The sequence below is a fragment of the Geomicrobium sp. JCM 19037 genome (assembly GCF_000698105.1).
Lineage (GTDB): Bacteria > Bacillota > Bacilli > Bacillales > Marinococcaceae > Geomicrobium_A.
In genome coordinates this window covers 98,039-118,668 of the sequence record NZ_BAWZ01000009.1, presented here as the reverse complement: position 1 = coordinate 118,668, position 20,630 = coordinate 98,039, and the positions used below count along the sequence as shown (strand labels likewise).

The 20,630-nt window shown below is 44.0% G+C and carries 20 protein-coding genes and 5 pseudogenes; 20 read left to right on the top strand and 5 right to left on the bottom strand.

Annotated features, from left to right (window positions below; genetic code table 11):
* Window positions 1–197, bottom strand: a 197-nt coding sequence (locus JCM19037_RS26935; RefSeq protein ID WP_238544595.1) for a hypothetical protein, incomplete at its 3' end; no start/stop codon positions are given.
* A gap of 309 nt (window positions 198–506) precedes the next feature.
* On the opposite strand from JCM19037_RS26935, the pseudogene JCM19037_RS29950 reads away from it, so the two are divergent.
* The 3 genes and pseudogenes from JCM19037_RS29950 (at window position 507) to JCM19037_RS07470 (ending at window position 3,932) form a co-directional block, all read left to right on the top strand.
* Window positions 507–1,785 (top strand): annotated as a pseudogene (locus JCM19037_RS29950) (MFS transporter).
* A 75-nt stretch (window positions 1,786–1,860) separates the two neighbouring features.
* Window positions 1,861–2,133 carry a hypothetical protein gene (locus tag JCM19037_RS25000; RefSeq protein ID WP_052363656.1) on the top strand — a complete coding sequence of 91 codons (273 nt, stop codon included), beginning with the start codon at window positions 1,861–1,863 and terminating at the stop codon, window positions 2,131–2,133.
* Complete coding sequence (locus JCM19037_RS07470) at window positions 2,088–3,932, top strand: penicillin-binding protein 2 (protein ID WP_152548983.1); 1,845 nt, start codon at window positions 2,088–2,090, stop codon at window positions 3,930–3,932. The genes JCM19037_RS25000 and JCM19037_RS07470 overlap by 46 nt, the downstream gene beginning before the upstream one ends.
* Window positions 3,933–3,946: 14 nt before the next feature.
* Here the strand turns inward: JCM19037_RS07470 and JCM19037_RS07465 are convergent, their stop codons facing one another.
* Both JCM19037_RS07465 and JCM19037_RS07460 read right to left on the bottom strand, forming a co-directional pair.
* On the bottom strand, window positions 3,947–4,408 hold the full coding sequence (locus JCM19037_RS07465; protein ID WP_042399492.1) for a hypothetical protein: 462 nt from the start codon (window positions 4,406–4,408) through the stop codon (window positions 3,947–3,949).
* A complete protein-coding gene (locus JCM19037_RS07460) occupies window positions 4,405–4,635 on the bottom strand; it encodes a hypothetical protein (protein WP_042399489.1) in 231 nt (76 codons plus the stop codon). The genes JCM19037_RS07465 and JCM19037_RS07460 overlap by 4 nt, the downstream gene beginning before the upstream one ends.
* A gap of 231 nt (window positions 4,636–4,866) precedes the next feature.
* On the opposite strand from JCM19037_RS07460, the gene rpmG reads away from it, so the two are divergent.
* The 10 genes and pseudogenes from rpmG (at window position 4,867) to aspA (ending at window position 12,684) form a co-directional block, all read left to right on the top strand.
* Entirely contained in the window at window positions 4,867–5,016 is a 150-nt protein-coding gene (rpmG, locus tag JCM19037_RS07455; protein ID WP_042399487.1) for a 50S ribosomal protein L33, read from the top strand.
* 52 nt (window positions 5,017–5,068) lie between these two features.
* On the top strand, window positions 5,069–5,620 hold the full coding sequence (locus JCM19037_RS07450) for a 5-formyltetrahydrofolate cyclo-ligase (RefSeq protein ID WP_081829132.1): 552 nt from the start codon (window positions 5,069–5,071) through the stop codon (window positions 5,618–5,620).
* Window positions 5,620–6,359, top strand: a pseudogene (locus tag JCM19037_RS07445) (DUF92 domain-containing protein). The gene JCM19037_RS07450 and the pseudogene JCM19037_RS07445 overlap by 1 nt, the downstream one beginning before the upstream one ends.
* A gap of 50 nt (window positions 6,360–6,409) precedes the next feature.
* Entirely contained in the window at window positions 6,410–6,598 is a 189-nt protein-coding gene (locus tag JCM19037_RS07440) for a hypothetical protein (RefSeq protein ID WP_042399485.1), read from the top strand.
* A gap of 96 nt (window positions 6,599–6,694) precedes the next feature.
* On the top strand, window positions 6,695–8,272 hold the full coding sequence (locus tag JCM19037_RS07435; protein ID WP_042399482.1) for a rhomboid family intramembrane serine protease: 1,578 nt from the start codon (window positions 6,695–6,697) through the stop codon (window positions 8,270–8,272).
* A 378-nt stretch (window positions 8,273–8,650) separates the two neighbouring features.
* Window positions 8,651–9,142 carry a hypothetical protein gene (locus tag JCM19037_RS07425; RefSeq protein WP_042399478.1) on the top strand — a complete coding sequence of 164 codons (492 nt, stop codon included), beginning with the start codon at window positions 8,651–8,653 and terminating at the stop codon, window positions 9,140–9,142.
* An 8-nt stretch (window positions 9,143–9,150) separates the two neighbouring features.
* Entirely contained in the window at window positions 9,151–9,369 is a 219-nt protein-coding gene (locus JCM19037_RS07420; RefSeq protein ID WP_042399474.1) for a YqgQ family protein, read from the top strand.
* An 18-nt stretch (window positions 9,370–9,387) separates the two neighbouring features.
* A complete protein-coding gene (locus tag JCM19037_RS07415) occupies window positions 9,388–10,344 on the top strand; it encodes an ROK family glucokinase (RefSeq protein ID WP_042399470.1) in 957 nt (318 codons plus the stop codon).
* Between the two features lie 14 nt (window positions 10,345–10,358).
* Window positions 10,359–11,245 (top strand): annotated as a pseudogene (gene rocF, locus JCM19037_RS07410) (arginase).
* Between the two features lie 20 nt (window positions 11,246–11,265).
* Window positions 11,266–12,684, top strand: a complete 1,419-nt coding sequence (aspA, locus tag JCM19037_RS07405; RefSeq protein WP_042399468.1) for an aspartate ammonia-lyase — start codon at window positions 11,266–11,268, stop codon at window positions 12,682–12,684.
* A 42-nt stretch (window positions 12,685–12,726) separates the two neighbouring features.
* Here aspA and JCM19037_RS07400 read toward each other — a convergent pair.
* Window positions 12,727–13,919, bottom strand: a pseudogene (locus tag JCM19037_RS07400) (ornithine--oxo-acid transaminase).
* 111 nt (window positions 13,920–14,030) lie between these two features.
* On the opposite strand from JCM19037_RS07400, the gene JCM19037_RS07395 reads away from it, so the two are divergent.
* Genes JCM19037_RS07395 through JCM19037_RS07385 form a run of 3 tightly spaced genes read left to right on the top strand, consistent with a single transcriptional unit; the run spans window position 14,031 to window position 16,584 of the window.
* Entirely contained in the window at window positions 14,031–15,389 is a 1,359-nt protein-coding gene (locus tag JCM19037_RS07395) for a sigma-54-dependent Fis family transcriptional regulator (RefSeq protein WP_307189746.1), read from the top strand.
* Window positions 15,390–15,401: 12 nt separating this feature from the next.
* The gene (thiE, locus tag JCM19037_RS07390) at window positions 15,402–16,016 is read left to right on the top strand and encodes a thiamine phosphate synthase (protein ID WP_307189753.1); all 615 of its coding nucleotides are present in this window, start codon (window positions 15,402–15,404) and stop codon (window positions 16,014–16,016) included.
* The gene (locus JCM19037_RS07385) at window positions 16,009–16,584 is read left to right on the top strand and encodes a hypothetical protein (RefSeq protein WP_042399465.1); all 576 of its coding nucleotides are present in this window, start codon (window positions 16,009–16,011) and stop codon (window positions 16,582–16,584) included. The genes thiE and JCM19037_RS07385 overlap by 8 nt, the downstream gene beginning before the upstream one ends.
* A 189-nt stretch (window positions 16,585–16,773) precedes the next feature.
* On the opposite strand, the gene JCM19037_RS07380 is transcribed toward JCM19037_RS07385, so the two are convergent.
* The gene (locus tag JCM19037_RS07380) at window positions 16,774–17,538 is read right to left on the bottom strand and encodes a VOC family protein (protein ID WP_052363653.1); all 765 of its coding nucleotides are present in this window, start codon (window positions 17,536–17,538) and stop codon (window positions 16,774–16,776) included.
* Window positions 17,539–18,624: 1,086 nt separating this feature from the next.
* On the opposite strand from JCM19037_RS07380, the pseudogene JCM19037_RS26930 reads away from it, so the two are divergent.
* The 4 genes and pseudogenes from JCM19037_RS26930 to JCM19037_RS07365 all read left to right on the top strand — a co-directional run bounded on the left by JCM19037_RS26930 (window position 18,625) and on the right by JCM19037_RS07365 (window position 20,625).
* Window positions 18,625–19,403 (top strand): annotated as a pseudogene (locus JCM19037_RS26930) (ATPase, T2SS/T4P/T4SS family).
* A complete protein-coding gene (locus tag JCM19037_RS22320) occupies window positions 19,385–19,588 on the top strand; it encodes a hypothetical protein (RefSeq protein ID WP_052363651.1) in 204 nt (67 codons plus the stop codon). The pseudogene JCM19037_RS26930 and the gene JCM19037_RS22320 overlap by 19 nt, the downstream one beginning before the upstream one ends.
* A gap of 147 nt (window positions 19,589–19,735) precedes the next feature.
* Complete coding sequence (locus tag JCM19037_RS07370; RefSeq protein WP_042399461.1) at window positions 19,736–20,383, top strand: hypothetical protein; 648 nt, start codon at window positions 19,736–19,738, stop codon at window positions 20,381–20,383.
* Window positions 20,344–20,625: a type II secretion system F family protein gene (locus tag JCM19037_RS07365; protein WP_042399458.1), complete on the top strand. Its 282-nt coding sequence runs from the start codon at window positions 20,344–20,346 to the stop codon at window positions 20,623–20,625. Before JCM19037_RS07370 ends, JCM19037_RS07365 begins: the two co-directional genes overlap by 40 nt.
* Window positions 20,626–20,630 lie beyond the last annotated feature (5 nt).

The following is a 20,630-nucleotide window of genomic DNA, read 5'->3' as shown; positions in this document are numbered from 1 at the left end:
CTTTCGCCGCTATGACCGGCTGCGTTTGAAGGTGCTATTGCATCACCAATTAAAAGAGCATACAAGTCGAGTAGGATAAACAAAGGAGCAGAGGTGTGTGGCAGTCTCTCAATTTGTGCAAAATGAGAAGGGGTGTCATGGCGGAGACGCCTACGGCGGCTGCGTAAGCAGGTTGGTTCGACATCATTATGATTCATAATGAATGTCGAACTTCCTTTTCCGTTAGCCGAAGATCCTCGCGCGAAGCGCGATAGCTGAGGCAACGCCCGTGGCAAGCGTAGCCATGACACCCCCTACACTTCTATAAAGAAAATATTTAAGTTTTTCAACAGCCTCAGAGGCGTATTGTCTCTACCCCAACATTTGACTTAGAACCTAAAAATCAAGCTTACTAGGCTCACGTTTATGAAATGCAATGAAACGTCGTTGTACGATCCAAAACATCCTTAATCGAGTGAATCAATTCCAGGTGTTTGGTACAAGCTATGCTTTGAGGTGGGGATTGCATGAAGGCTTGGGTAACAAACATCGTACCAGAATATGTGTTCACAAATAGAGACTATAAGCTCCTGTTAATTACAGGCGGCTTATACGCAATGAGTACAGCGCTCTCAAACACGTTTGTCAATGTATACTTATGGAAGCAGACCGAAGACTTAATGATGATTGCACTGTATCAGCTGGCGAGCGTGTTGTTTCAACCGTTAGCTTTTTTCCTAGCTGGACGGCTAACAAAGCAAATGGACCGTACGATTGTTTTACGAATCGGTGTTATTGTGCTCTCATTATTTTACTTGACGGTGTTATTGCTAGGTCAGAATGCAAGCCAAATGATCATCGTGGTTGGCGCACTGCTAGGTTTAGGATTTGGCATCTATTGGTTAGCGTTTAATGTGCTTACATTCGAAATTACTGAGCCGGATACGAGAGATTCTTTCAATGGATTTCTCGGTTTATTCACTTCATTAGCAGGGATGATCGGGCCATTCACTGCTGGTTTAGTCATCCAATGGTTTCCAGGGTTTACTGGTTATCGAACCATTTTCTTTATATCGTTACTGTTATTTGCGGTTGCTGTTTGGTTATCGTTTCGATTTAAGAAACGCTCATCTCCTGGGATATTTCGTATCAGTCTGTATGGCAGCGGCGTCACGTCGATGATGACTGGCGGCGAATTCTTTTTGCTCACTTCTTTCAAGGGTTACGAGAGGGCGTGTTCGTCTTTGTCATTGTCATCTGGGTGTACATGTCTACAGGCAGTGAGTTGGCACTAGGTACATATGGGCTTGTCACGTCTGGTGTTTCTTTTGTATTTTATTTTCTATCAGGCAAATATTTAAAAACGAAATATAGAAAAAGAGCAATTTTGACTGGAGCGATTATGTTATACGGGGCGCTTTTTCTTATTCTCCCGGATCGAACGTTTGTGACACTCATCATCTACGGGATTATTATTTCAATGGCGTATCCTTTAATTTTCGTTCCCTACGTTTCGATGACATATGACATTATCGGCAAAGCGTATAAAGCGGCTCAATGAGGGTTGAATATTTGATCATGCGAGAGTGGTTTACAAATGCGGGACGTGCAGGTTCAATTATTTGTTTCATGGTAGTTGTGAATGCGATTGGGCAAGCGAAAGGAGTTCCCCTCGTCATGTTAATTTTTGGAGCCGGTCACTTATTTTTATACTTTTGCATCCGACCCATTCAAATTTGGTCTTCAAGTAACAAAGATCAAGATTATAATAGTGAGCGTTTGGAAGATGCAAATCGACAAACGTAGTCACAAAATCGTCGTGTTTCATCTCACGAAGGCATGCTACAATGAGTGAAGCAAGTAGTGGAGAGGAGCTTCCCTATGGTTAGAGAACGGCGAAAAAACCACATTCCATTTCGGCTGAATGTGTTGTTTTTTGGTGTGTTCATTCTTTTTTCAGTGTTAATTTTACGGTTAGGGTACATTCAGATTGTTCAAGGGGAATCTTATGATCTGATGCTCAGTTCGCAAGAAGAACAGACGGCAAATGTAGATGCGCCGCGCGGTTTAATGGTTGATCGCTATAACAATGTTGTCGTTGACAAGACTTGCAACTGTCGCTCACATATACGAATACACCGAATAATGATTTAGAGCGATATGAAATTGCTCATGAGCTCATTCATTATTTGAATATTGAAGATGATGACATTGAGTCAGTAAATGCAAGAGAGTGGAAAGATTACTTATTATACAAAGCAACAATTGAAGAATCAGGAGATTTACAAGATCGTGTTGATTCTTTGGTGACGTCAGAAGAAGCGAATGAGCTTGAAGATGATGAATTTTATCAACTTCAATTAGACCGATTAGATGAAAATGAAATTATGGAATCTTTTGATCGAGATGAGCAAGAGGCGGTCGTCATTTGGGCGGAAATGCTTAGCGGGTACAATTACTCGCCAAATCGAATAGCGAGAGGGTTAACGCAGGAAGAAGCCCACCAAATGGCAGAAATTCTTCATGACCTTCCGGGTACAGATATTATGCGTGATGCCGAACGAATCTATCCTTACGGCGAGTCATTTCGCCGGTACTTTGGCGGCACAGGTTCAATTCCAGCAGAGCAGATTGAAAACTATGTCGGCCATGGGTATGAGCGAAGTGACGTCGTTGGAACGTCATTTTTAGAGTCCTATTATGAAGATGTGCTTCGCGGTGAGAAAGCGGTCATGAGAACGGATGCTGAAGGTAACGTAACAACTGACCCCGGCAGACGCGGGAATGACTTGATGCTCACGATTGATATGGCATTGCAACAAGAAGTGGAAGAGATTATTAATCAAGAAATGACAGGCAATTTTATTGCTGATCGGGAAGCGTATGTTGTCATGATGGAGCCAGACACCGGAGAGGTTCTAACGGTAGCAGGATATAATGGCGAGAACCTTGGAGCAACAACGAGTACCTTTGAAATGGGTTCAACGGTGAAGCCAGCGACTGTGCTCGCAGGTTACCATCATGGAGTTATTGACCACGGAACGGTTGTAAATGATTCACCGATTACGAGTATTCCAGGTACACCAACGATCCGTTCTTGGCAAACGATGGGTTATGTTAACGACGTAGATGCGATCCGGCGTTCGTCAAACATTTATATGACCGAAATTGCCATGAGGTTAGCAGACTATAACATGTCAACGAATCAGTGGGGTTCCTTAGGATATTCTTATCAGGCACTCCGTAATCACTATGCGCAGTTTGGATTAGGGACGGAAACAGGTATTGATTTGCCTTCCGAATCGAGTGGATATATTGGCAACAGCCAATCCGGTTTGGTGCTATTTTTGAGCTTTGGTCAATTTGATACGTATACACCGATGCAACTGGCGCAAATGAGTGCAACAGTGGCTAATGATGGTAAACGAATGAAGCCGAGGCTAGTGAAAGAAATTCGAGAGCCGAGCACGGATGAAGAGTATGACCAAGGTTCGGTCGTCCGTCAATTCGAGCCAGAAGTACTAAACACGGTTGATAATTCAACGGCTGATTTTGAACGAGTACAGTTAGGCATGCGCCAAGTCGTTGCGACTGGTGGTCAAGGCGGTGGAACGGCATACAGCTATTTCAATGGTTCAAATCAAGTGAGCTATGAAGCTGCAGCAAAGACGGGGACCGCAGAGGTGACGGCGCAGAATGGTGTGCGAGGGAACAACCAGACGATGATCGCGTATGCGCCTTACGACGATCCGGAAGTTGCGATTGCCGTCGTCGTGCCAAATGTGGCCTTAGATAGCTCAGGTGGACGGCAAGGAATTGCGAACCATATTGCAAGAGAGTCGTTGAGTGCGTACTTTGACTTAAAAGAAGACCGTGTAAATCCACAGAGAGAAGAAGACGAGGCAGAAATCTATGCAGACCCTGAAGAAGGGGTAGAAGATGATATTGAATAACAAAGAAGCAGACCTTATAGGTCTGCTTCTCTTGTGATTACACGAATAATCTCTTCAGGAGATAATGTGCTTTCAATTTCATAAAATCCGGTTTGGATAAGCATTTCTAAGTTGGCGTCATGAATCATCGTTTGAAATTCGTCTGCGTCCTCAATCATTTCTGCTCGTTCGAGCAGTTCGGCAACTTCGCCACTGCTCATGCCGGAGCTAATGGTCATATAAAGTGTATCCGTCGTCTCGCTCGTTTGCTCTTCATCCTCTGATACGAGGCCGCGCTCTTCAATTTCTTCAAGCAGTGCATCGTCGTCGTAGTAATCCAGTCCGCTTTCTCGGACGAGTGGTGTATTTTCCACTTCTGGCGTTTCTTCGCTAGATGCGGTTTCTGGTTCGTCTTCTATGACCCAACTGGCTGCAAGCACAATCACGCCAGCAAATAAGAACCCGATTGCGATGCCTCTGGCAGATTTACTTGTCATGCATATCGCTCCTTTACATGGTCAGGAAGCAAATGAATCACTTCATCCTCATGCAACTGTAGCGACGTTGCGATTTGTTCAATTGAGAAACCTTGTTCGTATTTTAAATTAGCCGTAACGGTTAGCTGTTGCAACGACGAAGTCTTCTTTTGATTTCCTTCAGGTGTAGTGAGAATCTCGTCTTCAAGTCTTTTTACTTGAGATTGGAGTTCGTACACATCTCCCATTAATTGTAGTGCATCCTCTTCTCTTTGTTTACCCGCACCCGCTTCTTGTTTTTGGCGTATAGAGAATACAGCATAAAAAGAGCACTTAATAGAAATAGCACTCCTGTAAGTACTAACATGATGATCACCTCATCACCATTATACAACGAGTCGAACATAACTTCATCTTGATTTATTTTTATAAAACTGTTAGTATATGTTGGTATGATTGCGATGATAGGAGGGATACGGATGCGCGTACAGGTAACACTTGCATGCACGGAAACAGGTGACCGCAACTATATAACGACAAAAAATAAACGAACAAATCCAGAGCGTATTGAAATGAACAAGTACAGCCCAAGACTTAAAAAACATACGCTCCACCGTGAAACAAAGTAAGCAGCAAAATTTTTGCTGCTTCTTTTTGTAGAGAAAAGGAGTTCGGTATCGAGTGGACCAACAGAAAAAAGACATACGCAAACACATAACCGCTCAGTTAAGTCAGCTGTCTCAAAACGACAAGGAAAAGCGCGCAGAACCGTTAATCGAGCAATTGCTTATGGACCCATTCATAAAAGAAGCATCGACTGTTGGAATTACACTAAGTACGGCTCAGGAAATACCCACCCAACCTGTAATTGAGAAGCTTTGGGAAGCAGGAAAACATGTGTTGATTCCTTATGCTCACCGAAACAGAGTGTTAACGTTTCATCAATATACAAAACATACAAAACTAATGAGAAGTACATATGGCATTCTTGAGCCTGATCCTCACGATTCAAAAGATGAGAGTGAACGGTTAGATGTCGTCATCGTTCCAGGCATTGCATTTGACTGTGATGGGTTCCGTTTAGGATATGGCGGGGGTTACTATGACGCCTTTTTAAGCCGCACCAACGTAAAAACGATCAGTATGCTTTATCATTTTCAATACATACACAAATTGCCGCGTGAGCGTCATGATATTCCTGTACAAAAACTGATTGTAGAAAAGAGATTGTAATGGAATTTATTTTAGTTATATTTATTGCACTTGCTGCACTACGAGTGCGGGCATTGTCTCTATTTGGCGCACTCTCCGCTACAGGTGTAGGTTTTATTATTGCTTACTTCTTCTCCTGGGAAGGGCTCATTGTGCTAGGTGTATTTTTCGTGAGTAGCACGGTGTTAGGTCGATTGCCGGCACGAACGTTCACACGAGAGAAAGAACAACGGACTGCCTGGCAGGTGCTTGCCAACGGGGGAGTAGCAGCAGGGAGTGCGTTGCTTTACCCTTGGCTTGGTGAGCTTTCCATCATCATGTTTGTCGCTTCACTAGCTGCTGCTGCGAGTGATACGTGGGCAACAGAACTGGGGCGACGTTTTGGAGGAAGGCCGTATCATTTGCGCAAACGATCGATTGGCGAAAACGGTCTGTCAGGAGCGGTGTCGATTGTCGGTACATTTGCAGCGCTTTTGGGTAGCTTCTTCGTCTCATTGGTCGGCTGGTATGTATTTTCTTTAGATGCATGGACCTTGGTGATTATGACAGTAGCAGCTTTGTCGGCTCAATCATCGACACCGTTTTTGGCGCGTATGCCCAAGAAGAACGAAAATGCCGTGTGTGCCAACAGAAAACGGAAAGTCTTGTGCATTGCCGGAAGCAGACAACGTTCGTACGGGGGGTTCGTTTTCTCGGAAATAACTCCGTAAATACGCTTTGTACGTTGTCGGCAGCCATCGTCGTTTGGTTTTTTGCATAGCGATGTGAACAACGCCGCACACTAAGCAGAAATGTGCGGAGGTATGTAAAATGAAGAAAACGATTTTCTTATTGCTGTTAGTACTGGTGGGCGTCGGGTATTGCAATCGGCACCGATTGCTGAATCGACTGCTCATGAATGAAACGAGACGAAGAGTGCTCATTAAACTGATGATGGAGATTCCCGCGTTCAGAAAGTATATGATGAAACGGTATTCGCCTTTTCGTATGCAACAATAACTTTTTTTAAAGGATGAAGCAGAAATATTCGCATGAACGGATGGTTGTGGCTTACTATAGAAGAGAGCAGAATGAAACCGATAAAGGATGAATGCAATGGAAGTTAGAGACCAAGATGTTCTCTTTTGGGAGCTCGCTGACCACCTTGTGACAAAACACGGGTTTCAAGCCATCCATGTGAGTGGTGATCGAAAGCAATTGTGGTTAGAACGCAATACGAAAGATGAAGTGTCTGTGTTAAGCTTGTCCAAGATTGACATGTCTTGGAGTCGGGGTTTGGACGAGTTCATGAAGCAGGCGTTGCGTCAGTTTCAAATGTTAAAGACGCCTTCTAAACGTAAAGAAGTTCACTATTACAACATATACATCACATCAATTGCGCCGGTTGATGATTGGAAAAGTAAAACAGGAGAAATTTTATATACGGATGCGTCAAAAAAAAGACCGATGCATACGAAACTATTTGCATCGTCAATCGGTGCGCACCACGGTGACGATCTTCACCGTTTTTTGAAAGGATTTAAAGCAGAAGAAGGGTTTCCTACCCGAGAAGACATGCTAGAACATGAACCGAAAATAAAAGAAGATCGAACGACGGTGAAACGAAAGCGTGTGCTTAGACAGATGGAGCGTGAGCGTGAAGAAGTGACGCGTGTTTTTACTTACGGAAAGCCACGCTTTACGATGATTCTTCTTGCCGCTATCCTCCTCGTGTTTTTGCTATTAGAAACGCGAGGTAGTTCACAAGATGTGCTCGCACTCATTGATTTCGGAGCAAAATACAATCCGGCGATCGATGCAGGCGAATGGTGGCGACTCGTTACCTCGATGTTTTTGCACATCGGAATTTTCCATTTGATCATGAATGCTCTTGCGTTGTTTTATCTCGGTACTGCCGTAGAGCGAATTTACGGTTCAACTAGATTTATTTTCGTGTATCTCTTTGCAGGTTTGATCGGTTCAATAGCAAGTTACGCGTTTACAGCTCAAGTGTCTGCCGGTGCATCTGGTGCAATCTTTGGTTGTTTCGGGGCCCTTCTTTACTTTGGTCTTGTGCATAAGGAATTATTCTTTAAAACGATGGGCAAGAGCCTGCTCATTATTCTTGGGATTAACCTCGTCTTTGGAACGGTCGTACCGATGGTCGATAATGGTGCACATATTGGTGGACTAGTTGGTGGGTTTTTAGCGGCTTCAATCGTGCAACTTCCGAATGTGAAGACGTCACTCATGCGAAGTGTTGCTGGAGCCGTTGCTCTCGTAAGTTTAGGGGTAGGCGTATTTTTGTATGGTTATCACTCTGACGGAGCGAGCAATCCCCTGCCTTTAGTTGAGATGCAAATGAGCCAAGAGTTATTGGAAGAAGAGCGCTACGATGAAGCCTATGAGGTGATGGAAGCAGTCATTGACCAGGCAGAAGCGCCGGAAGCGTTCTTTGTAATTGGCAATAGTGAAATCGGTCGTGGAAATTACGAAGAAGCAAAAGCGTATTATGAACAAGCGATTGAAGAAAACCCAGCGTTTCACGAAGCGGTGTACAATCTTGGATATACGTATTATCAACTAGGGGACGAAGAACAAGGTAGGCAATACGTAGAAGAAGCACTAGACATGGATCCTGGTAATGAACATTATGAAGATTTCTATGAAAAAATGGAAGGCAACGGACAATGAATAGAAGCTGGGCGACAGGAGATGTTGCCCAGCTTTTTTCGTGTTTGAATCATTCACTGGACGAACCCGGCATACACTATATGACTGAGGTCACTGAAAAAAAGCGAACCACGCTCTACGCTACTTGTGAACGCGAACCATTGGGTCCGACCCATGTGGGGAGTAGCGTTACAATCGGAAATTATCCTATCATAGAAGCGTTTATGTGGGGATTCAAGTTAAAAATGGTTCCTCATTCAAGCAAATGCCATCATAGACACGGCCTAATTGAGATTTTCTATGTATTATAAGCGAAACATTGTTATATGTTTTTCTATTTCCCTTTTTCAGTGAGCTTTATATGACTAGTCATGTGGATGTGGCAAAGGAGCGGTTGTTATGATAGCGGCTTTTATGGTTGCTGCTTCATTTGGAGCGATGCTCGTGCATCAGCGCATTGCTGATATTGAAAAATGGATGGTGTTATTTGCGCTCTTGTTTGCAGGGTCGGGGTATATCGGTCTTGCTCTTTCAAATGGCTACTTATCTTGGATCCCTAATTCCTGGCTTAGCGGCTTGTGGTTAACGTGTACGGTCGTTTTTATTACAGCAGCAATTATGACGTATCACCCGTATTTTGGTTATTTTGGAAAGAAGGATATACGATTGTGGTTGAGTATGATCGGTTTGTTCGTGCTTACAGGAGCGCTTGTTAATGTTTGGTTTTCAACACTAATTACGTTCCTTCTCCTCATCGTCATGTTTGGCGTCGGATTAATCGCTGGCTTTTTCATTCAAAATCATTTGTATGTACAGTGGGCAAGAATAAATTGGCTTCCTTATGTTCCACTTTTATTTCTTGTTTTCGCTACAGCTGGAAAATTGTTATAATAGGTGTAATGAAATCTTTTCACACGATTTATGACATTCGACAATATTTACTGAACTACAATACCGTCATTTACACGAGAGATCCCAAAGAGGATCTCTTATTAATGGAGGAGGAGCTTCGAACATTGTATGAGTTTGGGCTCATTGAAGCAAAGCAATACGTTCAAGGGCGAAGTATACTAAGAGGAGAGGTGCAACGATTAGAAGAAAAAGGTGACCGCCCGTAATTAGAGAGGGGAACACTCATGACAAAGTATGCAATTGGTGCAGACGTTGGTGGCACTTCGGTAAAAATGGGGATCTTTACCGATAAAGGCGCGATGATTGACAAATGGAGCATTCCGACCGATACAAGCAATGAAGGCGTTAATATTAGTGAAGATGTAACAAAAAGCATACGTGAACAGCTGCAAAAATCCAATATTTCTAAAGATCAAGTGATTGGTGTAGGCGTCGGTGTGCCTGGTTTTGTGAATGAAGACGCAGGACGGGTTGATTTTGCAGTGAACATCGGCTGGCGAAATTACCCTTTACAAAACAGCTTATCAGAAGCGCTTCATTTGCCGGTCTACATAAATAACGATGCCAATATGGCTGCAGCGGGTGAATACTGGCAAGGGGCCGGAAGGAATAGCCGGTCAGCATTTTGTGTCACCCTAGGCACAGGTGTTGGCGGTGGGATTTTATTAAATGGAGACGTCGTCAATGGGCCTAGTGGAACCGGTGGTGAAGTTGGGCATGTAACCGTTGTCCCTGGGGGTCGTTTATGTTCTTGCGGTCGACGAGGTTGTCTTGAAGAGTATGTTGGAATGAAAGGGTTTTCTTTAAACCTTAAAGAGCGACTCGCATCAAGTGGACAAGCGACCCAATTACATGCAGAAAGTGAAGTGTCGGAACTGTTTGTCGCAGCGAACGCCGGTGACGAATTGGCACAAGCGGTGATCGACGAAAGTTTGTACTACTTGGGACTCGTATTATCAAATGTGGTTACGTTATTGAATCCAGAAAAGATAATTATTGGCGGCGGGATTTCTGCGGCGGGGGACCAATTGCTGGAGCCGTTGAAGAAACATTATGAGCGTTTCTCATTAGAGCAAGCGGACCGTTCACTTTCATTTGGTATCGCAGAGCTTGGGAATGACGCAGGTATTTACGGTTGTGCATGGTTAGTCATCAACCGTGAGAATAAGAATTTTACATAAGGGAGTAATGAATAATGAATAGAACAATATCCGTACTTGGTGCGCCGCTCGATTTAGGTCAAAACCGACGGGGTGTTGATATGGGGCCGAGTGCCATTCGTTATGCCGGAGCGATTGAGCGATAGAAGCACTTGGATATGAGGTGAATGATGACGGAGACATCGTTGTGGAACGATCAATCAAAGAAAATCAAGAAAACTTAAAACATTTATCTGCCGTACAAGCAGCGAATGAAACGCTCAAGACATCCCTTCACCAAATTGTTGGCAACGGCCACTTCCCACTCGTGTTTGGGGGTGACCATAGTATCGCGATGGGAACGTTGGCAGGAATTACCCCTCATTATGACGAGCTCGGCGTTATATGGTATGATGCACACGGAGATCTTAATACCGATAAGACTTCTCCGTCAGGGAATATTCATGGAATGCCACTCGCTGCAGCGATCGGTCATGGACATTCGTCATTGACCTCTTTATTTGATGGTCAACACGTGAAGGAGAGAAACATCGTGTTGATTGGAGTGAGAGCACTTGATGAAGCGGAGAAGGCATTTTTAAAAACATCAGCGATTACCGTTTTTACAATGCATGAAGTCGACCGATTAGGCATGTCAGAAGTGATGACAAGAGCGTTGCAGACGCTCGAGCATTGTGATGGAATTCATTTAAGCTTAGACCTTGACGGGCTCGATCCAATTGATGCACCAGGCGTAGGCACTCCAGTGACAGGGGGGCTCACTTATCGAGAGAGTCATCTTGCGATGGAAATGTTAGCGGAATCAGAGCGAGTGACATCATGTGAATTTGTCGAAGTCAATCCAATTTTGGATGAGCAAAATAAAACGGCAGAAGCGGCCGTTGCATTAATGGGATCATTATTCGGAGAGAAGTTAAAATAACTGGAGGGGACACTTGTCTCATGGACACAAATGAATACCGAATTGAACGAGATTTTTTAGGGGAGAAACACGTCCCGGCAGATGCCTATTATGGCATTCAAACGGTCAGAGCGATTGAGAACTTTCCAATTACAGGATATCCGCCACATCCCGCATTAATTCAGGCTTTTGGTTATGTAAAAAAAGCTGCGGCAATGGCAAATCGTGACGTAGGAAACCTTAATAAGACACTTGCAAGTGCAATTATAAAAGCAGCTGAGGAAGTCATTGAGGGTGAACATAATGATCAGTTTGTCGTTGATGCCATACAAGGTGGAGCCGGAACGTCATTTAATATGAATGCAAACGAAGTGATCGCCAACCGAGCGATTGAAATTTTAGGCTACGAAAAAGGCGACTATATGCGCTTGAGTCCAAACACTCACGTAAACATGGCGCAATCAACAAATGATGCATTTCCAACAGCCATTCATATTTCAGCACTCAAACTTTCTAAAGGCTTGCAGAATGCGCTAGATTCGGTAATTGATACGTTGGCTAAAAAAGAGTCAGCGTTTGATGATGTAATTAAAATGGGAAGGACGCATCTTCAAGATGCCGTGCCGATTCGTCTCGGTCAAGAAATGGGAGCATACCGACGTATGCTTGAACGAGATCGTGAGCGATTGCACCGAGCGCTGGACCATCTTTATGAAATTAATATGGGAGCAACCGCTGTTGGAACAGGTTTAAATGCACAACCTGAGTACATTGAGACCGTTTCCACTTATCTTGCACAGTTAACGGGAATGCCACTTGTAAGTGCCGAGCACCTTGTTGATGCAACGCAAAACACAGACAGTTACACGGAATTGTCCGGGTCATTAAAAGTACTTGCGATTAACCTATCGAAGATGTCAAATGACCTTCGGTTAATGAGTTCTGGTCCAAAAACAGGCTTAAACGAAATCAATCTACCACCTAGACAACCAGGAAGTTCTATTATGCCAGGAAAAGTGAACCCGGTTATGTGTGAAGTGATGAACCAGATCTCTTTCCAAGTCATCGGAAACGATCATACCATTTCTCTTGCTTCTGAGGCAGGGCAACTAGAACTCAACGTTATGGAACCTGTACTCGTATTCAATCTGTTGCAATCATTATCGGTATTGGAAAATGGACTTACCGTTTTGCGTAAGTATGCTTTAGAAGGAATGACGGCAAATGTGGAACATAACGAAGCTCAAGTTCATAAAAGCGTCGGCATCGTAACGGCAATTAATCCACACGTCGGGTATGAAGTCGCTTCGAGAGTTGCAAAAGAAGCGCTTTCTACCGGTCGGTCTGTGAAAGAGATTTGTTTAGAGCGTGGAATTTTAACAGAAGAAGAGCTAGATGAAATATTAGATGCACAAGAAATGACGAACCCTGGTATTGCAGGCAAGCGATTTATGGAGTAAACAAAAGAGATCTGGCCGAAATTTGTCGGCCAGATCTCTTTTTTACGATGAAAAAACTTTCTGTAGCTTTGACAGTGCAAATGCGAGATCTTCTTCAGAGATTGTGAGCGGGGGCGCTAACCGTAATACATTTTCATGAGTTTCCTTGCAGAGCATGCCTTCTGCCATTAGCGCCTCACAATAAGGACGCGCGGGTTCGTGAAGTTCTATACCGATAAACAGTCCGCGACCACGCACTTCTTTTATCGCTGGGTGCTTAATTTCTTTGCACTTATTAATGAAAGCAGTGCCAAGCGAATCTGCACGTGCTGGCAATTGTTCATCTTCAATCACCTCAAGAGCAGCTAAGGAAACCGCACAGGCAAGTGGGTTGCCTCCAAAAGTAGATCCGTGTGATCCGGGTTCAAATAAGCCTAATATGTCAGCATCAGCACATACTGCTGAGATTGGCATGACGCCCCCACCTAAAGCTTTGCCGAGAATAAACATATCAGGAGAGATGTCTTCGTGGTCACAAGCGAACATCTTCCCTGAACGACCGAGCCCACATTGTATTTCGTCAGCAATCATTAAAACGTCATGCTTGTCACACACTTCTCGCACAGCTTTTAAGTAACCGTCTGGTGGAAGGAGAATGCCGGCTTCCCCTTGAATTGGTTCAAAAATAAATGCTGCCGTGTTCTTCGAAATTGCCGCTTCTAAAGCTTCAGCATCACCGTAAGGGATGACCGTAATGCCAGGAAGCAATGGCCCAAAGTCAGCTTGATATTCTTCGTTTGAAGATAAAGATACCGCTGCCATTGTGCGACCATGAAAGTTGTCGGTACACACAATAATTTCTGCTTGATTTGTTGGAATGCCTTTCACACGATATCCCCATCGCCTAGCGGCTTTGAGCGCAGTTTCGACCGCTTCAGCGCCCGTGTTCATCGGAAGAATTTTTTCTTTGCCTGTGAGTGTCGACAGCTTCTCATAAAATGGACCAATCTGGTCGTTATGGAAAGCTCTAGACGACAACGTAAGGCGGTCCGCCTGCGCTTTTAATGCGTTAATAATGTGTGGATGACGGTGTCCTTGGTTTACAGCAGAGTAGCGCTCAGCATATCAAGGTATTGATTCCCCTCTGAGTCAGTTACCCAAGAGCCGCTCCCTTCAGAAATAACGACAGGTAAAGGAAGGTAGTTCGGTGCTCCGTAACGATCATGCTGATCAATGAGTTGTTTTGACGTTGACATAATGAAAAACTCCTTTCAACCTTAATAATGCAATTTTCGTGCCATTGTATGTATGACGTGTCATCGGCTAGCTCGTTTGCTATAATAATACTCGGATGAGGGGTGGAGCGCGTGAAACTATCAGCACATATGCTCGGACAATTTATTGACCTTTTAGAGACAGGTGTGCACATCGTTGATCGAGATGGCGTGACGCATTATTATAATAAAAAAATGGCTGAGATTGAAGGCCATCAAAAAGAAGAAGTTGTACATAAGCCGATTCAAGATGTGTTTACATTTGCTGATCCAGATAATAGCACGTTACTTCAAGCCATTCAAGAACAGCAGGGGAGTTCTCGCATAAAGCAATCGTATGTGAATCGTTACGGACGAGAGATAACAACCATCAATCAAACTGCTTTACTCATAGAAAATGATCGTGTGCAAGGGGCGGTAGAAATTGCGCGAGACGTGACCCGCCTTGAAGAGTTCATACGTCATAATACGAACAAGCACAATGGCACGTATACGTTTGATCATTTAATTGGGGATTCTAAGGCGATGATCACTGTCATTGATGAGACAAAGCGAGCGACAAGAACTTCATCCTCTGTCTTATTGTATGGAGAAACGGGCACAGGCAAAGAGCTTTTTGCTGAAAGCATTCACTCCGGAAGCAATCGCTCGGACAAGCCGTACATTACCCAAAATTGTGCAGCCATTCCTGAACAACTGTTAGAAAGTATACTGTTCGGTACAGCAAACGGAGCCTTTACAGGGGCAAAAGATAAACCTGGACTTTTTGAGCAAGCACATGGAGGAACGTTGCTATTGGATGAAATAAACTCACTCCCACTTGCTTTGCAAGCGAAACTACTGCGTGTACTACAAGATAAAACGGTGAGAAGGGTTGGGGGAACTCGTGACGTCGTTGTGGATGTTCGCATCATTGCATCTATGAATGAAGAGCCTGATGAAGCGATAGAAAATGGTGTGATGCGAAAAGATTTGTACTATCGATTGAACGTAGTTGCGATACGTGTGCCACCTCTTCGAGAGCGGTCAGGGGATATCGACTTGCTCGTTCACGCGTTTGTTCATAAGTTTAATCAACGATTTAAAATGCATGTCCAGTCCGTTGATCCAAAGCTGTTGACGATTTTACTCGAGCACGATTTTCCTGGAAATGTCCGAGAGTTAGAGCATCTCATTGAAGGGGCAATGAATGTTATAGATGAAGATGAAAAAGTGCTTACAATTGACCATATGCCAAATTATTTTGCGCAACGGTTTCGGCAGCATGCGATAAGGGAGCCGGCCGAATTATTTGATGAATATATGAAACGGTGTGAATCGCAATTTCTTCAAGAAGCCTTACAGGCATACAGAGGCAATATCACAAAAACAGCGGAGGCGATTGGAATGAGTAGGCAAAACTTGCAATATCGACTCAAGAAGATAAAACAAAAAAGGGACAAACGATCATGAAGCGTGGACTTTATGCGATTACCGGAGAAGAATTACACTAATCGGGAAATGGTAGAGGTTATGGAAGAAGTGCTCCTAGGTGGTGCGAGCGCATTGCAGTTACGTGATAAAAGCAGCTCAAAGTACGACCTTATACAAAAAGGCAGAGCAATAAAGCGGCTTGCCAGTCGATTTGGAGTTCCGTTTTTCATGAATGATCATTTAGATGTAGCGCTTGCAGTCGATGCTGACGGTGTCCACTTCGGTCAAGGAGACTTTCCGTTAATTGAAGCGAGAAAATTACTTGGTCATCAAAAAATCATAGGGATTTCTACACATTCGATTGAACAAGCGCAAGAGGCAGAGCGAAACGGTGCGAATTATATCGGTGTCGGCCCGGTGTTTCAAACGAATACAAAAATCGATGCCGAACGAGCCATTGGTGTTTCTGGGTTTCAAGAAATTGCATCGTCAGTACGAATCCCTACGGTGGCAATTGGTGGCATTAACGAGCAAAATGCAAGTGATATTATACGAGCAGGTGCTAAACAACTCGCGGTGATTAGCGGTGTAGTAGCGAAGGACAATGTAAAAGAAGCGGCAAAGTACTATACGAATTTGTATGACGGGGAGCGAAATAATGTTTAAAGGCAGTAACAAATGGATGTGGATTATACCCGGCGGATTAATGATTGCATTGTTTATTGGTGGTTATATGTATGTCACAGGAGCAGACAGCATCGACCACGATGAACTTCAAGAAGTGGTTGAAATTGATGTACAAATTGGCGATACAACCGTTGACGTGCATTGGGACTGGGGAATGTTACCAGAAGGTGAATTAGAAGGAGAAGAATATGTAGGGATCACGCTCTTTAACAGCGATGGGGAGCAGATGTCTGGTGATCAAATTGACGAGGCATCGGTGACGTTGTTTCAAAGTGGCAATGAAGTGTATGCACGAGACGGCGAAATCGTTGATGACGGTGTGATTTTGTCATTTCCAAACCGACTCGATACGTACAACGTTTATGGAGTTGAAGGTCATGCGGAAATTTCGGTGAGTGAAGAAATAGAAGAAGTGACTGTCTATTACCTTCATACGTGGGAAACTCATGCTGGCCAAGGAGGAGACGATCCAACCTTTGAAGAACCGCCATTCCCAGGAATGGATGGCTTTGATCACTTCTATTGGGTAATTGAAGAGACATTTTAATCGTTTTAGCAGGTGGAGTTTCATCTGCAATTTGAACGGAAGCTTGTACTTTAGCGTACAAGCTTCCGTTTCTTCATCATCGTGACGATCTCGCGTCTGCTACGCTCAGCTCAACGTGTGCACCTGCGGGGTCTATGACGACGAATGTAGGTGAATCTTGGAGCGAATAACCCAAAGCGCGAAGTCGTTCTACCGCTTGTGTGCGGGTGTGCTCATCTGGTACATCAGGGAATAGCTTATCATTCCAATTTGGCGCTCACTTCGACGTGGAGCATTCGTTCCAGCCCAAAGGTTAAAGGCAAGGTGATGATGATAGTTTGCCTGCGCCATAAACAACGCCTGATCACCGTACGTAGTCATGACAGCAAAGCCAAGCCCATTTTCATAAAAATGGCGAATGTCATCAAGGTTATGCACGTGAAAGTGCAAATGTCCGATACGAGTATGAGTAGGCAGCACAGAAAATGGTGCTTGCTCTCTTACTGCCAGTAGTCCGTCGACATCGAGCCTCTCCGTCGCCATAACGACTTGTCCTGAATGATAGGACCATGACGCCGCTGGTCGATCGGCGTATAATTCAATGCCATTGCCTTCCGGATCAGCGAGGTAAAAAGCTTCACTTACAAGGTGATCAGATGCACCTTGCACTGGGTAGTTATTTTCAAGCAAATGATACACAAGTTGACCGAGCAGTTCACGGTTTGGTAGCAAAAAAGCGACATGAAATAGTCCAAGCTGTCTCGGACTTTTATCCGCTACACCAGCTGTTGTTTTTAACGTCAGTAAAGCGTCCTCTCCATTGGCACCGAGATAAAGCTCAGTTTGAGATTCCTGTATTACCGTCAATCCTAACTGTTTCGTGTAAAACTGTTTCTGTTTTTCCATGTCCTGAACCATTAGTGTAAGATGGTTTGGGAACACGGTTGGTGGAGCGTGAAAGGGGGCATTGGACATATAGAAACACTCCTAAGTCTTTTTTTAAAAGTGTAATGATCGTCTATACAAAAAGCAATGGTTTGATTTTTGTGCAACAACGTGTTCGCTTTCTCATCTGTCTACAGGACGAGGATTTTATATCGTTGCTCTAATTGTCTCAAAAACGGCTTTTTATGACGATGGGTAGAGTAAAAGTCATCATTATGAATCTGAACTGCCACATTAAAGAGTTGTTGAGAAGGTGAATACCGCTGTCCTATATGATGACCGTGGAATACTCGGTTTATTTGTAAGTGGGCAAAAGCTTGAGGTTTCTCGTACCAATCGCAGGAAGCTATACATAATGAACGTAACATTTTCCTAATTGGGCAGTTTGTTGTTGCTTTCCACTGCAGGCGGATGCTTGTACTCCAGAGCACAAGTGCAACATCGGTGGTCAAAGTACGCCCACCGTGTTTTCTTGATACACCGTAGCACAAGGGCGACATCGGTTCATGTTTCTGCCTCCTGGCTACGGTATGTGGAAAGAAGTCCAAATGCCCCATATATTCATTAATGTGACACTTGAGAAAGAAAAATTGGGATTTTAAACGTGAATGCGCACATAAACGGTGTCAACTGTCACAAATAATGCGTTTTGTGACAGTTGCGTGCCGAAAGTGTCCGGTTTGAGGGCTGGATTGTCACATACATGACCGGCTATCACATGCTTGTGCCAGGTGCTGAGCCTCGGTCACGACATTTTACCGTTCGGCAAACGTTTTTCGTGTTGCCTCAACTCTTGCAGTGACGAACAACGATCGGCAACGATGTTGTCGAAGTGCAACGAGATGAATTTCAACAGATAATATGCAAGCACTCACCCGCAAAGACCCATCTCGGTCATCCGATTCAGTGAATTTCTTTCGTTCAACTTATATAGATTAAAATCTACTAGAAGGATTCATCGCCTCACTTGAGCAGCTACATGTTTACACTTGTTCATGTTGCACATGAATGATTTAAAAATTTTTTCAACTTTTAAGAAGGAAAAGAACAAAACGTGTCGAATCTTCGTAGTTGAGAGAGTCGTATAGTATAATTGAAGGTGGTGAACCATTGAATGTGTCCACGACAGAGCAATGCGTAAGTTTGTTTGAAAAGGCAAAACAAGCTTATGCCACCGATGTTCATTTTCATCCACTCGAAAAAGAGACGATTGTGTCGTTTCGAATTGAAGGGATGATGCGAGAGCATCAAAGAATGAAGAAACAGACAGCAGAACGAATTGTCGCCCACTTGAAGTTCCATTCTGGAATGGATATTGGCGAGCGCAGCTTCCCCAAAACGGGGCGATTACCTTTCACCTTAGCGATGGCAGCTTGTCTATACGTTTATCAACGGTCCCGCTCCGCAATGGAGAACGGATGGCTGCTAGACTTCTCCCCCTCAGCACAGACATTCACCTATCTCAACTTCCAACAACTACCGAACCAGTCCAACAGCTTCAAAACCTTTGTCGGTTGCCAGATGGCCTCGTTATTTTTACTGGACCGACGGGTTCAGGTAAGACGACTTCGCTTTATGCAATGCTCCAACACCTCGTTGCGATTGACTCCCGCCATATCATTTCAGTGGAAGACCCAATTGAGAAGCCTCATGATACGTATACTCAACTTCAAGTAAACGAGCAAGCAGGGTTGGATTATAGCGAAGCACTTAAAGCGGCACTGCGTCATGACCCAGATGTTTTGATGGTCGGAGAAATCCGAGATGAAAAAACTGCACAAATTGCGGTGCGTGCCGCAATGACGGGTCATCTTGTGCTCACCTCACTTCATACTAGGCATACAAGTGTGCTCTCGTTCGATTGCTGGAGTTTGGTGTGCCACCTAATTATCTAGCGGAAAGCCTCGTAGCGGTCATTGCTCAACGTCTCGTTTATACGGATACGAAAAGAGATGTGTTTGTGCATCAACGAAAAGCTGATTATCAGTTCTTAACTGGTGACGAATTAAGAGAGGAATTACATCACTTTGCAGGTGAAGCGTTAACGGCGTCATCAAACCCTTGCTCAGTAGGAGGGTGAACAGATGAAACGAAAGTGGCCCCAAGCCAAAAAAGCGAAATTCTTCTTGAACCTGGGTCGTTTGCTGCGTCGTGGGTATACGCTGAACCACGGAGCAAAACTGCTAAGTTATAATGGAGGCGACATCGCCAAAGCTCGAACCGATGAATGGCTATTGAGCTTGGAAGAAGGAAAGCGTGGCAAGAAGCCATTAAGGCATTACAAGTTCCAAGTGATATTGAAGCTTATTTGCATTTCTCAGAACGATACGGCATGATTGCAAACGGATTTTATTTTGCAGGAAGAATGTTGCATGAACGAGAACAAGTAAAAACAAAAATTCGTTCGGTGCTGCGTTATCCCATCCTTCTATTATGGGTCATTATGCTGTTGTTTTTCGTTATGACGTTTTTCGTCTTTCCTCAATTTGAAAGCTTGTTCAGCACAATGAATATTGATTATCCCCTCATTACGACGTTTACCTTCGCGCTATTTCAGTCCATCCCATACATTTTATTGATGTTCGTGTTTATCTTTTTGCTTGGATTTGTTGCGTATCAGCTTTGGTTCAAATCCAAAACCGCCATTGAGAAATTGCACTATTTTTCCCGTGTTCCGTTTGTAAGTACGTTGCTTCGCATTTACGTCACTTATTCAATTAGCTTACAGTTTGGCCACCTTTTACGAGGTGGACTTGTCGCTCATGACGTGTTACGTGTGTTCATTTCTCACGAAAAACGCTCACTGTTCTCAGAGGAAGGCAAACGCTTGAACAGTTGCTTGATAGTGGAACTTCACTTGATGAAGCGTTTTTAGACGGGGGCATATATACGAAAGAGTTCCCTGCCATCGTTCGTCACGGCCAAGATGCGGGTCAGTTAGCGGATGACCTCGTCCATTATAGTGAAATGCTATTTGAAGAAATGAATGAACGGACAAAACAGCTCGTATTTTCAATTCAACCGATTATGTTTCTCGTCATTGGGATGGCAATGTTGTTGTTATTCATGTCCATTTTCATTCCGATTTTTCAACTCATCACGTCCATCGACGGATAAAAGGA

Coding starts and splice junctions, on each gene's coding strand:
- thiE (WP_307189753.1), top strand. CDS start 15,402: ATGCGATTACCGGAGAAGAATTACACTAATCGGGAAATGGTAGAGGTT.
- JCM19037_RS07370 (WP_042399461.1), top strand. CDS start 19,736: ATGGCTATTGAGCTTGGAAGAAGGAAAGCGTGGCAAGAAGCCATTAAG.
- JCM19037_RS07460 (WP_042399489.1), bottom strand. CDS start 4,635: ATGGGAGATGTGTACGAACTCCAATCTCAAGTAAAAAGACTTGAAGAC.
- JCM19037_RS07385 (WP_042399465.1), top strand. CDS start 16,009: ATGTTTAAAGGCAGTAACAAATGGATGTGGATTATACCCGGCGGATTA.
- rpmG (WP_042399487.1), top strand. CDS start 4,867: ATGCGCGTACAGGTAACACTTGCATGCACGGAAACAGGTGACCGCAAC.
- JCM19037_RS07380 (WP_052363653.1), bottom strand. CDS start 17,538: ATGTCCAATGCCCCCTTTCACGCTCCACCAACCGTGTTCCCAAACCAT.
- JCM19037_RS25000 (WP_052363656.1), top strand. CDS start 1,861: ATGGTTAGAGAACGGCGAAAAAACCACATTCCATTTCGGCTGAATGTG.
- JCM19037_RS07420 (WP_042399474.1), top strand. CDS start 9,151: ATGAAATCTTTTCACACGATTTATGACATTCGACAATATTTACTGAAC.
- JCM19037_RS07415 (WP_042399470.1), top strand. CDS start 9,388: ATGACAAAGTATGCAATTGGTGCAGACGTTGGTGGCACTTCGGTAAAA.
- JCM19037_RS07425 (WP_042399478.1), top strand. CDS start 8,651: ATGATAGCGGCTTTTATGGTTGCTGCTTCATTTGGAGCGATGCTCGTG.
- aspA (WP_042399468.1), top strand. CDS start 11,266: ATGGACACAAATGAATACCGAATTGAACGAGATTTTTTAGGGGAGAAA.
- JCM19037_RS07435 (WP_042399482.1), top strand. CDS start 6,695: ATGGAAGTTAGAGACCAAGATGTTCTCTTTTGGGAGCTCGCTGACCAC.
- JCM19037_RS07465 (WP_042399492.1), bottom strand. CDS start 4,408: ATGACAAGTAAATCTGCCAGAGGCATCGCAATCGGGTTCTTATTTGCT.
- JCM19037_RS07440 (WP_042399485.1), top strand. CDS start 6,410: ATGAAGAAAACGATTTTCTTATTGCTGTTAGTACTGGTGGGCGTCGGG.